This is a genomic window from Alloalcanivorax sp., assembly GCF_964221125.1.
Taxonomy (GTDB): domain Bacteria; phylum Pseudomonadota; class Gammaproteobacteria; order Pseudomonadales; family Alcanivoracaceae; genus Alloalcanivorax; species Alloalcanivorax venustensis.
In genome coordinates this window covers 33,521-48,097 of the sequence record NZ_CAXPXK010000028.1, presented here as the reverse complement: position 1 = coordinate 48,097, position 14,577 = coordinate 33,521, and the positions used below count along the sequence as shown (strand labels likewise).

The 14,577-nt window shown below is 66.7% G+C and carries 17 protein-coding genes; 2 read left to right on the top strand and 15 right to left on the bottom strand.

The genetic code is table 11. The features are described 5' to 3' along the window. On the bottom strand, positions 1–1,450 hold a 1,450-nt coding region (locus ACEQZD_RS03865; RefSeq protein WP_372530058.1), incomplete at its 3' end, for an FMN-binding glutamate synthase family protein. 172 nt (positions 1,451–1,622) lie between these two features. Between ACEQZD_RS03865 and ACEQZD_RS03860 the strand changes: the two genes are divergently transcribed. Beyond that, positions 1,623–2,135, top strand: a complete 513-nt coding sequence (locus ACEQZD_RS03860) for a hypothetical protein (RefSeq protein WP_370184098.1) — start codon at positions 1,623–1,625, stop codon at positions 2,133–2,135. Positions 2,136–2,141: 6 nt separating this feature from the next. Here ACEQZD_RS03860 and rmuC read toward each other — a convergent pair whose 3' ends face one another. The 14 genes from rmuC to ACEQZD_RS03790 all read right to left on the bottom strand — a co-directional run bounded on the left by rmuC (position 2,142) and on the right by ACEQZD_RS03790 (position 13,720). Next, complete coding sequence (gene rmuC, locus ACEQZD_RS03855; protein WP_370184095.1) at positions 2,142–3,509, bottom strand: DNA recombination protein RmuC; 1,368 nt, start codon at positions 3,507–3,509, stop codon at positions 2,142–2,144. After that, complete coding sequence (locus tag ACEQZD_RS03850) at positions 3,506–4,312, bottom strand: TatD family hydrolase (RefSeq protein ID WP_194856602.1); 807 nt, start codon at positions 4,310–4,312, stop codon at positions 3,506–3,508. The genes rmuC and ACEQZD_RS03850 overlap by 4 nt, the downstream gene beginning before the upstream one ends. Before the next feature lie 66 nt (positions 4,313–4,378). Further along, on the bottom strand, positions 4,379–4,726 hold the full coding sequence (locus tag ACEQZD_RS03845) for a PilZ domain-containing protein (protein ID WP_142949034.1): 348 nt from the start codon (positions 4,724–4,726) through the stop codon (positions 4,379–4,381). Between the two features lie 53 nt (positions 4,727–4,779). Further along, positions 4,780–5,760, bottom strand: a complete 981-nt coding sequence (locus ACEQZD_RS03840; RefSeq protein WP_142949138.1) for a DNA polymerase III subunit delta' — start codon at positions 5,758–5,760, stop codon at positions 4,780–4,782. 41 nt (positions 5,761–5,801) lie between these two features. After that, positions 5,802–6,428, bottom strand: a complete 627-nt coding sequence (tmk, locus tag ACEQZD_RS03835; RefSeq protein WP_142949035.1) for a dTMP kinase — start codon at positions 6,426–6,428, stop codon at positions 5,802–5,804. Continuing rightward, positions 6,425–7,483 (bottom strand): endolytic transglycosylase MltG, encoded by a 1,059-nt coding sequence (gene mltG / locus ACEQZD_RS03830; protein WP_142949036.1) that lies wholly within the window; start codon positions 7,481–7,483, stop codon positions 6,425–6,427. The genes tmk and mltG overlap by 4 nt, the downstream gene beginning before the upstream one ends. Continuing rightward, entirely contained in the window at positions 7,484–8,278 is a 795-nt protein-coding gene (gene pabC / locus ACEQZD_RS03825) for an aminodeoxychorismate lyase (RefSeq protein WP_370184091.1), read from the bottom strand. Next, a complete protein-coding gene (gene fabF / locus ACEQZD_RS03820) occupies positions 8,275–9,513 on the bottom strand; it encodes a beta-ketoacyl-ACP synthase II (protein WP_142949038.1) in 1,239 nt (412 codons plus the stop codon). The genes pabC and fabF overlap by 4 nt, the downstream gene beginning before the upstream one ends. Positions 9,514–9,591: 78 nt before the next feature. Then, positions 9,592–9,825 (bottom strand): acyl carrier protein, encoded by a 234-nt coding sequence (acpP, locus tag ACEQZD_RS03815; RefSeq protein WP_067606090.1) that lies wholly within the window; start codon positions 9,823–9,825, stop codon positions 9,592–9,594. A 189-nt stretch (positions 9,826–10,014) separates the two neighbouring features. Then, complete coding sequence (gene fabG / locus ACEQZD_RS03810) at positions 10,015–10,749, bottom strand: 3-oxoacyl-ACP reductase FabG (RefSeq protein WP_142949039.1); 735 nt, start codon at positions 10,747–10,749, stop codon at positions 10,015–10,017. Positions 10,750–10,759: 10 nt separating this feature from the next. Continuing rightward, positions 10,760–11,689: an ACP S-malonyltransferase gene (gene fabD / locus ACEQZD_RS03805; RefSeq protein WP_142949040.1), complete on the bottom strand. Its 930-nt coding sequence runs from the start codon at positions 11,687–11,689 to the stop codon at positions 10,760–10,762. 112 nt (positions 11,690–11,801) lie between these two features. Beyond that, entirely contained in the window at positions 11,802–12,821 is a 1,020-nt protein-coding gene (plsX, locus tag ACEQZD_RS03800) for a phosphate acyltransferase PlsX (RefSeq protein WP_335628970.1), read from the bottom strand. Between the two features lie 158 nt (positions 12,822–12,979). Then, complete coding sequence (gene rpmF / locus ACEQZD_RS03795; protein ID WP_142949042.1) at positions 12,980–13,174, bottom strand: 50S ribosomal protein L32; 195 nt, start codon at positions 13,172–13,174, stop codon at positions 12,980–12,982. A gap of 18 nt (positions 13,175–13,192) precedes the next feature. After that, entirely contained in the window at positions 13,193–13,720 is a 528-nt protein-coding gene (locus ACEQZD_RS03790; protein ID WP_194856609.1) for a DUF177 domain-containing protein, read from the bottom strand. Between the two features lie 161 nt (positions 13,721–13,881). Between ACEQZD_RS03790 and ACEQZD_RS03785 the strand changes: the two genes are divergently transcribed. After that, the gene (locus ACEQZD_RS03785) at positions 13,882–14,475 is read left to right on the top strand and encodes a nucleoside triphosphate pyrophosphatase (protein ID WP_194856610.1); all 594 of its coding nucleotides are present in this window, start codon (positions 13,882–13,884) and stop codon (positions 14,473–14,475) included. Positions 14,476–14,577: the final 102 nt, after the last annotated feature.

The following is a 14,577-nucleotide window of genomic DNA, read 5'->3' as shown; positions in this document are numbered from 1 at the left end:
TCCCTACACGACGCTCTTCCGATCTGGCCACCAGGTCCGCCAGGTGGTCCAGGGTGTGGCGCTGGAAATTGGTCACCCGGGGCGCCTTGTCGGCGATCACCAGACCGCGCTGCCGGTTGGGGTTCTGCGTCGCCACACCGGTGGGGCACAGATCGTTATGGCAGCTTTTGGTCTGCACACAGCCCAGCGACAACATGAACGCCCGGGCCGCGTTGCACCAGTCGGCGCCCAGCGCCAGGTTGGCGGCCATGGTGTAGGCGCTGTACACCTTGCCGCTGGCCGCCAGCCGGATGTCCGGACGCAGGCCGGTGCCCACCAGAGCGTTACGCACCAGCAACAGCCCTTCGCGCAACGGCATGCCCACATGGTCGGAGAATTCCTCCGGCGCCGCGCCGGTGCCGCCCTCGGCGCCGTCGACCACGATGAAATCAAGACGGATGCCGGAATCCAGCATCGCCTTGCACAGCGCGAACACTTCCCACGGATGGCCCACGCACAGTTTGATGCCCACCGGCTTGCCGCCGGAATCCGCGCGCAGGGAGGCCGCGAATTCGAGCAACTCACGGGGCGTGGAAAACGCGGTGTGATAGGCCGGCGACAGGCAATCCTGCGCCACCGGAATCTTGCGGGTGCGGGCGATTTCCTCGGTGATCTTGGCCGCCGGCAGTAAACCGCCGTGGCCCGGTTTGGCGCCCTGGCTGAGTTTGATTTCGATCATGCGCACCGAATCCCGGTTGGCCTGCTCGCGAAACAGCCCGCGATCAAAATAGCCGTCCCGGTCCCGGCAGCCGAAGTAGCCGCTGCCGATCTCCCAGACCAGATCGCCGCCGTGACGCACATGGTAGGGGCTGATGCCGCCTTCTCCGGTGTCCTGGTAGAAGCCGCCGCGCCGGGCACCGAGATTCAGGGCCTCCACCGCCGGCCCGCTCAGCGAGCCGAAACTCATCGCGGAAACGTTGAGCAGTGACACGTCGAAGGGGCGCGCGCAGGTGTCGGCGCCCACCCGTACCCGGAAGTCACTGTCCGGCTTGGGACGCGGCGCCATGGAATGGGTCACCACCTGGAATTCGTTGTCGTAGGCGTCCAGATCGCTGCCGAACGGCTTGGCGTCCACCTGGTCCTTGGCGCGCTCGTAAATCAACGAGCGCATGTCCCGGTTATAGGGCCGGCCCTCGCGGTCATTCTCGACAATGTACTGGCGTAGAAACGGTCGCAGAAATTCAAAAAACCAGCGGAAATGGGCGAGCAACGGATAGTTGCGCAGCAGCGTGTGGCGGTGCTGCAGCAGATCGCGCAGCCCCTGCGCCAGCAGCGCCAGGGCCACCAGCGTTAGTAACCACAGCCACGGCGAGGCGGGATAAAAAAACAACGCGACACCGCCGCCAAGGAAGATCAACGCGGCGATCACGGGACCAATGAACCGGCCCGGTCCGGTGGTGCTGTCAGCCATCGTACTCTCCTTTTTACGATGAACCTCAACGCTACCTGATGTGGCCACCACGGGACGGCGAAAAAACGTAAAAGCATGACAAATTCCGCCGCGCGCCCCTGTTTCCAGGCACCGAAAGTCGCAGGATGAATCCAAACCGTTAAGGACGATGCAAGCCAAAAGGAGGTTCATCATGGCAACGCAGAAGCAGATTCAGGCCGCCCGGGAAAACATCAAGAAGGCGCAGAAAACCTGGCGCAATATGAGCAAATCCGAACGCGCCCGCTCTCAGCCGGAAGGCGCCCAGCGCAAGGCGCCGGGCCGTGGCAGCGACGGCGACTACTACCACGTGGCGGTGCGCAACAAATCCCAGTTCAAAACGTTCCGCACCCACGACGTGGGCGACCCGGGCGGCATCCAGCGGGTGGCCGGACAACGCAAAAGCGGCACCTGGGGCACGGTGAAATGGCTGATCCCCAAGGAATGGGCGCACATGAAAGGCGGCAAGCTGATCGCCGACAGCGACGACGCCCGCAAGGTGCTGGAGCAATTGGGCAGCGCGCCGGTGCACAGCAGCGCCGACATGTTCGAGGCCAAACCGCGCCCCAAGGTGCCGGAGAAGGACAAACCTACCAAGGCGCAACAACAGGCGCGCCGGGAGAACATCAAGAAGGCGCAACGGGCCGCGCACCAGCGCGGCCACTGACCCCGCTCAGGGCGTGTCGTCGCTCTCCGGCGTGCCGTTCTGGGCCGCGCCCTCGTCCGCATCGTCGTCGGAGGCGGCGGGCAGAGCGCGGCGCGCCTTGGCGCCCAGGTCGCGCAGCTTGTGGGCCTGACCGAGAAGGTTGCCGCGGCCTTCGGTGAGCCGTTTGTAGGAGGTTTCCCAGGACTGCTGCGCCTTGTCGATCTTGTCGCCCACATCTGACAGGGACTCCGCCACCAGTGACACCTGGTCGCAGATGCGGCCGGCGCGGCTGGCGATGTCCAGCGCGTTACGGTTCTGGTACTCGTAGCGCCAGATGTTCTGAATGGTGCGCAGGGTGACCAGCAGCGTGGTCGGGCTGACCAGCACGATATTGCGCTCGTAGGCCTCGGTATAAAGGCCCGGATCCGCTTCCATGGCGGTCATGAAGGCCCCTTCCACGGGGATGAACAGCAGCACGAAGTCGAGGCTGCGCACCCCTTCCAGGCCGCTGTAATTCTTCGCGTCCAGACCCTTGATGTGGGCGCGCAGGGAGCTGAGATGCTGTTCGCGGGCCAGGCCGCGCTGTTCGTCGTCCTCGGCGGACACATAGCGTTCGTAGGCCACCAGCGACACCTTGGCGTCGATCACCACGTCCTTATCTTCCGGCAGATGCACGATGGCGTCCGGCAGACGTCGTTCGCCGCTCTCCCCTTTCAGGGCCACCTGGGTGTCGTATTCGCGGCCCTTGGTGAGCCCGGAGCTTTCCAGCACCCGCTCCAGAATCATCTCGCCCCAGTTGCCCTGGGTTTTCACCTGGCCCTTGAGCGCCTCGGTGAGGTTGCGCGCGTCCTGATGCATCTGCTGGTTGAGGCTTTTCAGGTGTTGCAGCTGTTCGGTGAGCGCCGCCTGGGCGCGCGCGTCATCGCCGTGGATCTGATCCACCCGGCGGCGGAACTCCGACAGCTGCTCGCGGAACGGCTTCAACAGCCCGTCCAGCCCCTCGCGGTTCTTTTCCTCGAACTGCTTGCTGCGCTGTTCGAAGATTTTCGCCGACAGATTTTCGAATTCATGGCGCAGCTGTTCGCGGCTGTTTTCCAGAAAGGCGAGCTTGTCCTGCTGGCCGGCCAGCCGCTCATCCAGACGGGCTTTGTCGGCGCGCGCCTGGGCCAGGCTCTGCTCGCTTTCCCGCAGCCGTTGCTCAAGATTTCGTTGGCGCTCGTCCTGCTGCTGGTGCTGACGGTCGCGTTCCTCGGCCAGAGTGGCGAGACGGTCACGGGCCTGGTCCCGCTCGCCGCGCAGACGGTTCAGGGCGCCGCGCGTGATCAGTAGCGCGATCAGGGCGGTCACCGCCGCCGACAGGGCGCCGGTGAGAATCCATACGGTCAGATCGTTCATCGCGCCGCCTTGTTGAACAGGGTGTAGAAATTGTCCCGGGTCAGCGCCGCCAGCTCGGCCACCGGAATGCCCTTGAGCTCCGCCACGCACTCGGCCACCCGGGCCACGTAACGGGGCTCGTTGGGTTTGCCGCGGTACGGCACCGGCGCCAGCCAGGGGGAGTCGGTTTCGATCAACAGGCGCTCCAGCGGCACCTGACGCACGGTGTCGCGCAGCGCCTCCGCGTTGCGGAAGGTGACGATGCCGGAAATGGAAATATAGAAGCCCAGCGCCATGGCCTGCTCGGCCATATCCAGGTCTTCGGTGAAACAATGCAGCACCCCGCGCACCTCGCCTTCGCCGTGCTCGCGCAACAGCGCCAGGGTGTCCTCCTTGGCGCCGCGGGTGTGGATGATCAGCGGCAGGCCGGTGCGGCGGGCGGCGCGGATGTGCTCGATAAAGCGGTCCCGCTGCCAGTCGCGCTGTTCCTTGGCGTAGAAATAATCCAGGCCGGTCTCGCCGATCGCCACCACCCGGGGGTGGTCGGCCAGGCGCACCAGCTCATCGGCGTCCGGCTCGCGGGAGTCCTTGTAGAGCGGGTGCACGCCCACGGTGGCGTGCACGTCGGCGTGGCGCTCGGCCAGCTCACGGACACGGGGAAAGGTTTCCAGATCGACACCGATGCACAGCATATGGCTGATGCCATCGGCGCGGGTGGCGGCCATCATGGCGTCGAAATCACCGTCGTAGGCATCCAGATTAAGACGGTCCAGGTGGCAGTGGGAATCCACCAGATCGGGACGATCAACAGCGGTGTCGGACATCAACGGTTCGGCTCCTGTCGCGGATAGCGGGAAAACCGCAAGGGTAGCGGGGAGCGACCGCGAACGCTACATGGTGTGGGTGGGACGATCCGATTGCAGCGAGCCGGCCAAGTGGTTTTCGATGGTGCGCCGGGCGGTGTCGTCCTGGTCGGAAAACTGCACGCCGATACCGGCGCTGCGGTTGCCCTGGGCGCCCTGGGGCGTGATCCACACCACCTTGCCGGCCACCGGAATTTTCTCCGGCTCGTCCATGATATTGAGCAGCAGGAAGATTTCCTCGCCCAGCTTGTAGTTCTTGTCGGTGGCGACGAACAGACCGCCGTTGGTGACGAAAGGCATGTAAGCCGAATACAGGGCCGCCTTGTCCTTGATGCTCAATGACAGAATGCCGCTGCGGCCTCCGGGCATTTTCATGCGATCGCTCCCCCTGACAAACCCTTTAGCGTTATTGGAATGGTCTCAGCAGATTAGAAGCCGCCGGCGGCAGCGTCAACGCCCACCAGGACCAGCAACCATTGTTCCATGAGCAGCTCTTTATTCGGGTTGGCGCCGCCCATCAGCTGCCGGCGCCCTTCCATGACCCGCTGGGCGGCGCGCAGCAGCCGCGCCGGCGGAAGCTGCGCCGCCAGTTGTCTGAGTATCGGCTCCACCTTGGGATCCTGAACCCCGGCCGGGTCGGCCTGCTCCACCTTATCGCCGAGGGCGGCCAGCACCGAAGCCCGGGCCAGCCAGCCGTACAGCACTCCGGCCATCACGCGCGGGTCGTGGGCGGCCAGCGCCTGACCGCCCTGGGCCGGCGACAGGCGCCCCTGAGCCACCGACAGCAATTGCCCGGCGAGCTGCTCGCGGGCCGCGAACCAGTCCGCCTGCTGCAGTTCCAGAGCCCGCAACGGCGCGCCCTGGGCGGCGGCCAGCAAGGCCGGCGCCTCTTTTTCGCCGGCCTGAGGCACCAGCCACTCCAGCGCCGCCGCCGGTTCCGGCAGCGGCAGATGCCGCTGCTGGCAGCGGCTGCGTATGGTCGGCAACAGCAGGCTGGGCTGGTGGCTGACCAGGATCAGCACCAGACCCCGGCCGGGCTCCTCCAGGGTCTTGAGCAGGGCGTTCTGGGCGCTGCGGTTCAGCCCCTCGGCGGGGGCGATCAACGCCACCCGGGCGCCGTTGTACTGGGCGGTGCGGGTACCGAACTCCACCAAACGGCGCACCTGATCGATCTTGATGCCCAGGCTGGTGCCTTCCGGCACCAGGGTGTGCGCGTCCGGGTGGGTGCCGGCGGCGCTCAGATGGCAGCCGTGGCATTGACCGCAGGCGAGCCCGGCGCTGGGGTTTTCGCACAGCAGCGCCTGGGCCAGGGATTGGGCCAGGCGGAACTTGCCGCTGCCGGCGGCGCCGGCGAGCAGCAACGCATGGGGCAGACGGCCCTGAGCGTGCTGCTCCAGCAGCCGCTGCATCTCTTCCCGGTGCCAGGGACAGGGCACCTGGATGGGGGCGTTCAGCGCCACTGCAGCATCTCCTGAAGGTGGTTCTCGAGTTGCGCGCGCACCTGATCCAGGCCGACGCCGGCGTCCACCACCCGGAACCGGTCCGGCTCGCCGGTGGCGCGCTCAAGGTAGCACTGGCGCACCCGTTCGAAAAAGGCCGCCTGCTCCCGTTCGATACGGTCCGGGCGGGAGCGCTTGCCGGCCCGCGCCAGGCCCTCCGCCACCGGCACGTCGAACAGCAGGGTGCGGTCCGGGGTCAGACCCTGAAGCACCAGGCGCTCCAGCGCGGCGATGCGCTCCCGGTCGAGGCCCCGGCCGGCGCCCTGGTAGGCCCAGGTGGCGTCCATGAAGCGGTCGCAGAGCACCCACTCGCCGCGCGCCAGCGCCGGCCGGATCAGCGCCGCCAAATGCTGCGCCCGGGCAGCGAACACCAGCAGCAGCTCGGTGGTGTCGTCCATGGCTTCCGGGCCGGGGTCGAGCAGCACCTGGCGGATCCGTTCGGCCAGATCGGTGCCGCCGGGCTCGCGGGTCACGGTGACGGGGACGCCCGCGTCGCGCAGGCGCTCGGCGAGCCACGCCAGGTTGGAACTCTTGCCGGCGCCCTCGCCGCCTTCCAGCGTGATAAAACGCCCGCTCACGGTTGCGGCTCCGGGCTGGAACGGTAATTCTCGCGCCGCTTGAGCTGATACTCGCGCACCGCGCGCTGGTGTTCCGCCAGGGTGCGGGAAAATTTATGGCTGCCGTCGCCCCGGGCCACGAAGAAGAGGTCCTCGGTGGGCTCCGGGCTCACCGCCGCGAGGATCGACTCGCGGCTGGGCATGGCGATCGGCGTGGGCGGCAGGCCGCTGATCGCGTAGGTGTTGTAGGGGGTTTTGCGGCGCAGGTCGGAGCGGCGGATATTGCCGTCGTAGTCGGTGCCCATGCCGTAAATCACGGTGGGATCGGTCTGCAGCCGCATGCCCTTACGCAGGCGGTTGATGAACACGCCGGCGATGCGGCCGCGCTCCGCCGGTACCGCGGTCTCTTTCTCCACGATGGAGGCCATGATCAGCGCCTCGTAGGGGGTGTCGTAGGGCAGATCCTCATCGCGGGCCGCCCAGGCCTGATCGAGAATCCGCTGCTGGCGCTCCAGGGCGCGGCGCAGCAGATCCACATCGCGGGTGCCGCGCGTGTAGAAATAGGTTTCCGGCGCGAACCAGCCCTCCGGGTGGGCGCCGGGCCGGCCCAGGCGGGCCATCACCGCGGCGCCGTCCAGGTCCACCAGGGTGTGCTCTATGCCCTCCAGGCCGGCCAGGCGGGCGCGCCATTCGCGGAAATTCCAGCCTTCCACCAGGGTGACGCTGCGTTGCAGCACGTCGCCACGGTCGATTTTTTCCAGCAGCGTGAGCAGGGAGTCGCCGGGGTTGAGCTGGTACTCGCCCACATGCAGGCGCGCATCGACCCCGGTGAAGGCGCTGTAGAGCCGCGCCGACCAGCGCCGCAGACGGGCTTCCGGCGGCTCACCGAGCAGGCCGTCGGCGCGCATTCCCGCCAGCAGACCGTTGAACGAAGAGCCCGGCGCCACTTCCACCAGCACCGGCTCTTCCAGGGGCAGCGGCCGGTGCAAATAGCCGCTCACCCAGAAGCCGGCCAGAGGGATGCCGACCAGGAGCAACAACAGCAGCAACCCGAACATTCGTATTTTTCGGCGCATCTATGAAAAAAGAACCTCGAAGTCTTCTTGGAATTGTCGCACCGGCGCGGTGACCGGCCAGACCCATTGCGCCAGTTTACGCACCGGCAGCACCCCGACAACACTGTTGATCAGAAAAACGCTGTCGGCGGTGCGCAGATGTGACAGCGGACGCAGCCGCACCTGCACCGGGCGGCCCTGCTCGCCGGCCCGCGCCAGCAACCAGGCACGGCCGACGCCGGCCACCCCGGCGGCGTCCAGGGCGGGCGTCCACAGGGTATCGCCGAACAGCGCGAACAGGTTCATGGCGGTGGCTTCCAGCGGGCAGCCGCGCCGGTCCAGCAGCAGGCCCTCGTGCCAGCCCCGGCGGGCCACTTCCATGCGGGCCAGCACCTGGGGCAGCCGGTTAAGATGCTTGAGACCCGCCAGCGGGTCGCGCTCCAGGGGCTCGCTGCACAGGCCGGTTTCAATGCCGTCGCGGCGCAACAGCGGCGACCACTTCGGCACGGTGCCGTGCTGGGCGAACAGGGAAGGCGTCGGGTGCGACGGCGGCAGGTACCCGCGACCGCCCGGGCCCCGGGTGAGAATCAGCTTGATCAGACCGGTGCCGGGCGGCGCGGCGGTCAGAGCGTCAGCGAGACAGCGGTCCAGGGCGTCCGGCGCCACCGGGATCCGCAAACGGGCGGCGCCGTCGAGCAGCCGCGCCCGGTGGCGCGGCCACAGTGGCGCCGCGCCGGACGCCGTGACCCGCACGGTCTCGAACAGGCCGTCGCCATAGGCGAGGCCCCGGTCGTTGACGGCGGGCCCGCCGCTCACACCTTGCGGAACAGCAGCGACCCGTTGGTGCCGCCGAACCCGAACGAGTTGGACAACGCCACGTCGATGGTGCGCTGCTGGGCCTGGTTGGCCACCAGGTCCAGATCACAGCCCTCGTCCGGGTTGTCCAGGTTGATGGTCGGCGGCGCCACGGAGTCGCGCATGGCCAGCAGCGTGAAGATGGCCTCCACCGCGCCGGCCGCGCCCAGCAGGTGGCCGATCATCGATTTGGTGGAGCTCATCGCCAGCTTCGGCGCGTGGTCGCCGAACACCTTCTTGACCGCGTGGATCTCGATCAGATCGCCGACCTTGGTGGAGGTGGCGTGGGCGTTCACATAAGCCACTTCCGACGGATCGATGCCGGCATCACGGATCGCGTTGCCCATGGCCAGGGCGGCCCCGGCCCCGTCCTCGGACGGCGCGGTCATGTGGTAGGCGTCGTCGCTCATGCCGTAGCCGATCAGCTCACCGTAGATGGTGGCGCCACGGGCCTTGGCGCGCTCGTATTCCTCCAGCACCACGGCGCCGGCGCCGTCGGCGAGCACGAAGCCGTCCCGGTCCCGGTCCCAGGGCCGGCTGGCGGCGGTGGGATCGTCGTTACGGGTGGACAGTGCCCGGGCGGCGGCGAAACCGCCCATGCCCAGCGGCGTGGAGCCCTTCTCGGCGCCGCCGGCGACCATCACGTCGGCGGTGCCCAGCTGGATCTGCTGGGCGGCGAAGCCGATGTTGTGGGTGCCGGTGGTGCAGGCCGTCACGGTGGCGAAGTTGGGGCCCTTGAAGCCGTACATGATGGCCAGGTTACCGGCGATCATGTTGATAATGGTGCTGGGCACGAAAAACGGCGACAGCTTGCGCGGCCCGGAATCCATCAGCTTCTGGTGGTTTTCCTCGATGTTGGTCAACCCGCCGATGCCGGAGCCGATGGCGACGCCGATGCGTTCACCGTTTTCCTTATCCATTTCCAGGCCGGCGTCACGCAGGGCCTGAATCGCCGCCACCATGCCGTACTGCACGAAGACATCCATCTTGCGCGCTTCCTTGCCGGACAAATATTCGTCCATGGCAAAGTCCGGCACCAGCCCGGCGAACTTGGTGGAGAAGTTCTCCGTGTCGAAATGGTCGATCCGGCGAATACCGCTACGACCGGCCAGAATGCCCTCCCAGGTACTGGCCACGTCGGTGCCCAGAGGGCTCAACATTCCCAGACCGGTTATCACTACTCGACGTCGTGTCACCCGTTCTCCTCCCAAAAAAAACCGCAAGCCCGGAGAGCCTGCGGTTTTTTTACTGACGTTGCGTTGGCTGTGACCGAATCAGCTGTGCGACTTGATGTAATCCACGGCAGCTTGAACGGTGCTGATCTTTTCAGCCTCTTCGTCCGGAATTTCGGTTTCGAATTCTTCCTCGAGAGCCATTACCAGCTCGACGGTGTCCAGTGAATCGGCACCCAGGTCTTCGACGAAGGAGGCGGCGGGCTTAACGTCTTCCGGTTTAACGCCCAGTTGCTCAACGATGATCTTCTGGACCCGTTCTTCGATGCTGCTCATGATGTTATTACTCTCCTGTTGATGGTGTGCAAGCACCTATGAGCGGCTATTCTAGGTGAACGCTGTTCGCGCTTGCAAGCCGCTCTCGGTACTGGTTTTCGCGGATTAGTTTCCAAATGTTTGAGCGCCTGCGAGAAGCGCCCTTACGCCGTGGCTAAGCGCAGCTTAGCGGTTTTCCGCAGCGATGTCTCAACCCGTGAACATCCCGCCGTTCACATGCACCGTGGTGCCGGTCACATAACCGCCGCCCTCGCTGGCCAGCCAGCCCACGGCGCTGGCCACTTCGGCCGGGGATCCCAGGCGTCCCAGCGGTATTTCGCTGAGCAGCGCTTCACGCTGCGCCTCGGGCAGGCCGTCGGTCATATCGGTCTGGATAAAGCCCGGCGCCACCGAATTCACGGTGATGTTGCGCGACCCCAGCTCCCGCGCCAGGGCCCGCGTGAAGCCTTCCACGCCCCCTTTGGCGGCGGCGTAGTTGGCCTGGCCGGCGTTGCCCATGGTACCGACCACGGAGCTGATGTTGATCACCCGGCCCCAGCGGGCCTTGGTCATGCCCTTCAGGCACGCCTTGGTGACCCGGTACAGCGAATTCAGGTTGGTGTTGATCACATCCTGCCACTCATCCGCCTTCATGCGCAGCATGAGGTTGTCGCGGGTGATGCCGGCGTTGTTGACCAGCACCAGCGGCGGGCCGTATTCGGCGCTCAGCGCCTTGAGGCCCTCGGCCACGGAGTCGTCGTCGGCGACGTTGAGCACCACGCCGGCGCCCTGCTCGCCGAGCGCTTCGGAGATGGCGGCGGCGCCTTTCTCGCTGGTGGCGGTGCCGACCACGAACCAGCCGGCGCCGGCCAGCTCGGCGGCGATCGCCCGGCCGATGCCACGGGTGGCCCCGGTGACCAGCGCTACTTTTCTGTCCTCGCTCATAAGGTTCTCCTCAGGCGCCGGTGAGCGCGTTCTGAAAGGCGGCATCGTTTTCCAGGGGCTTGGCGTCCAGGCCCCGGTCGATGCGCTTGGTGAGGCCGCACAACACTTTGCCGGGCCCGCACTCGTAAAGCGTGGAGACGCCGTCGGCGGCCAGCGCGCGCACCGTTTCCGACCAGCGTACCGGCGAGTGCAGCTGGCGCACCAGCGCGCCGCGGATGCTGTCCGGGTCGGACTCCGCGCTCACGTCCACGTTATTGATCACCGGCAGCTCCGGCGCGAAGAATTTGGTGCTTTGCAACTGCTCGGCCAGTTTGTCCGCCGCCGGGCGCATCAGCGCGCAGTGGGACGGCACGCTCACCGGCAGCGCCATGGCGCGCTTGGCGCCGGCGGCCTTGCACGCCTCGATGGCGCGCTCCACGGCGCTCACCTGGCCGGCGATCACCACCTGGCCCGGCGCATTGAAGTTGACGGCTTCCACCACCTCGCCCTGGGCGGCGTCGGCGCAGGCCTGGCGGACCTGGTCGTCGTCCAGGCCCAGAATCGCGGCCATGCGGCCCTCGCCGTCGGCCACGGCGGCCTGCATCAGTTCGCCGCGCCGGCGCACCAGGCGCACGGCGTCGCCCAGGGTGATCACCCCGGCGCAGGTGAGCGCGGTGTATTCGCCCAGGCTGTGGCCGGCGAGCCGGTCGGGACGGGCGCCGCCGGCCTGCTCCCAGAGCTTCCACAGCGCCACACCGGCGGTGAGCAGCAGCGGCTGGGTGTTTTCGGTGCTGTTGAGGGCCTCTTCCGGGCCTTCCTGCGCCAGCTGCCAGAGATCCAGATCCAGGGCGCCGGAGGCCTCCTGGAACGCCTGGCGCACCGGAACGCGCTCGGCGAAATCGGCCAGCATACCCAGGCTCTGGGAACCCTGACCGGGAAAGACGAAAGCGGTTTTCGACATGCGTTTGCCTCTTTGATGTCGCTCGAGCCGGGAGTATGCCGCCTGCGGGCGCGGCTGTCCGCCCGACCCTGAAACAAATTGTGAATGCGCGGCCGCCGCGCCCCGGGAAAACCTAGGAGGCGTCCGCCGGGGCGAGAGCGTCGCGGATCAGCGCCGGCACGTTGCGCTCGGCTTCGAGAACCGCCACTTCCAGGGCGCTGACAAAGCCTTCCACGCCGGTGCCGCCGTGGCTTTTCACCACGATACCGTTCAGCCCCACCAGGCTGGCGCCGTTGTAACGCTCCGGGTCCAGACGGTGCTTGAGCCCGCGCAGCAGCGGCAGCGCGAACAGGCCGCTGAGCTTGCGCAGCAGGGAACGGCCCGCCTCTTCGCGGATCATGCCGCCGATCATGGAGGCGGCGCCTTCCATGGTTTTCAGCGACACATTGCCGACAAAGCCGTCACAGACCACCACGTCCACGTCGCCGACGAAGATGCCGTTACCCTCGACGAAACCGGCGTAGTTCAGATCGGCGGCCTGCTGCATCAGGGTGGCGGCTTCCTTGATCTGCTCGTTGCCCTTGATGTCCTCCTCGCCGATGTTCAGCAGCGCCACCCGCGGCGCGCTCAACCCGTCCACGGCGCGCACCACGGCCTGCCCCATCAGGGCGAACTGCAGCAGGTGCTTGGGTTCGGAATCCACATTGGCGCCCAGATCGAGCATGTGGCAGTGCCCTTTGGCGGTGGGGATGGCGGTGCAGATGGCCGGCCGGTCGACGCCCGGCAGGGTTTTGAGAACGAAGCGGCTGACCGCCATCAGCGCCCCGGTATTGCCGGCGCTGACCGCCGCCAGGGCGCGGCCTTCCTTAACCTGGTTGATGGCCACCCGCATGGAGGAGTCTTTCTTCTGGCGCAGTGCCACGGCGACCGGGTCGTCCATGGCCACCACTTCCGACGCCGGGGTCAGGGCGAGGCGCGGGTGATCGTCGAGTTTTTCTTTCTTCAGGGCCGCGGCGAGGGCGGACGGCTCGCCCACCATGATCACATGCAGATCGGGGTGGCGGGCCAGTATCCGGGCCACGGCGGGCACGGTCACGGGCAGACCGTGATCGCCGCCCATGGCGTCCACGGCCAGGGTCACAACCGCTGACATGGCAAATTTCCTGCTTGGCGAAGCGACGGCCATGATACGAGTTCGATCCGGCCGTGGATAGAGAAACGGGAGCCCTGAAGGCTCCCGTTACACAGTCGTCCTGTTGTCACCGTCGGGCGGCGTACCGTCGGGCGGCGCACCGCCCGCGGCAAACGGACTTACTCTTCTTCGTCGTCCAGTTCCGCGGTGCGCAGCACCTGGCGGCCGCGGTACATGCCGTCCGGAGAGATGTGGTGACGGCGGTGCACTTCACCGGTGCTCGCGTCTTCGGTGATAGCGGGCGCGGTCAGCGCATCGTGGGAACGACGCATGCCACGCTTGGAACGGGTTTTGCGACTCTTCTGAACAGCCATTTGTTGCTCCTCGGCGTATTACTTGCGGCGGCCCTTGAGACGGGCCAGCACGGCAAACGGATTATCCGGATCGGACTGATTGTCATCCTGGTCGCCCGGATCCCCAGCGCTCTGGGGCGGCGGATCGGGGCACTGATCGTGAAGCGCCACCAGCGGCATCGCCAGCAGCAGCTCTTCTTCCACCAGTTCCGCCAGCGTCATGCGCTCCTCGGTAACCAGCAATGGATCCAGGTCGGCGGGCAATGCCTTGGCCTGCTCTTCGCTCCACACCAACATCAGATCGACGTCGGCGGCGACTTCCTGTTGCACCGGCTCCAGACAACGCTGGCACACCAGAACCAGAGAAGTCTCCACCCGGCCCTGAACGCGCCGGCGGCCGTCCTCGTCCCGGCCAAAGGCCAGGCTCACCCGGACCGGCTGGTCCAGACTCTCGCGATATTCCCGCAGTCTGGGGAGGTCCCCGACCCGGGCTTCGCCTTCGACGACGCGTTCCTGGTCCGCGAACTTCCTCGGTTCCAGATACGGTGGCAGTTGCCCTGAAAACATAAGCGCGCAATTCTAGGCGCGGGCCCGCGTCCTGTCAAAGCGAAAATACACCCGCGACGCCCGGCTTAACTGTCTGAGAAAGCTGGTTTTTTCGTGCACCGGATCGGGGCCGTGGGTACACTCCCGACCCGCAACCACCCGCCACCGACCAGGAGACCGCCATGACCGACCAGCCACAGCCTTTGATTCTGGCCTCCTCGTCGCCGTTCCGCCGCGAGCTGCTGGGCAAGCTGCGTCTGTCATTCCAGCATCACAGCCCGGACATCGACGAGCGCGCCCGGCCCGGCGAAACGCCCACGGAGCTGGTGCTGCGCCTGGCGCGGGACAAGGCCGCCGCCCTCGCCGACGCACACCCGGACGCCCTGATCATCGGCTCCGACCAGGTGGCGGTGATCGACGGCGACGTGCTCGGCAAGCCCGGCGATCACGACACCGCCGTGGCCCAGCTGCGCCGCGCCAGCGGCCGCACCGTGCAGTTTCTCACCGGGCTGTGCCTGCTGAACAGCGCCACCGGCCGCCACCAGAGCGGCTGCGAGCGCTTCACCGTGCACTTCCGCCAACTCCGTGACCGCCAGATTGAGCGCTATATCGAGGTCGAACAACCCCTCAACTGCGCCGGCAGCTTTAAGTCCGAAGGCCTGGGTATTGTGCTGTTCAAAGCGCTCGAAGGGCGGGACCCCAATGCCCTGGTGGGGCTACCGCTGATCATGCTGACCGACTTCTTAGCCGCCGAGGGCGTCATCCTTCCGGGATAGAGCCGCAAGCCAGCGATGGTGGCTAACTGTGCGAGCGGGCCCAGCCCGCGAAAGGCAAGCGCAGCTTGCCGGCAGGATCCCAGAGACCTCTCTAACAAAGCA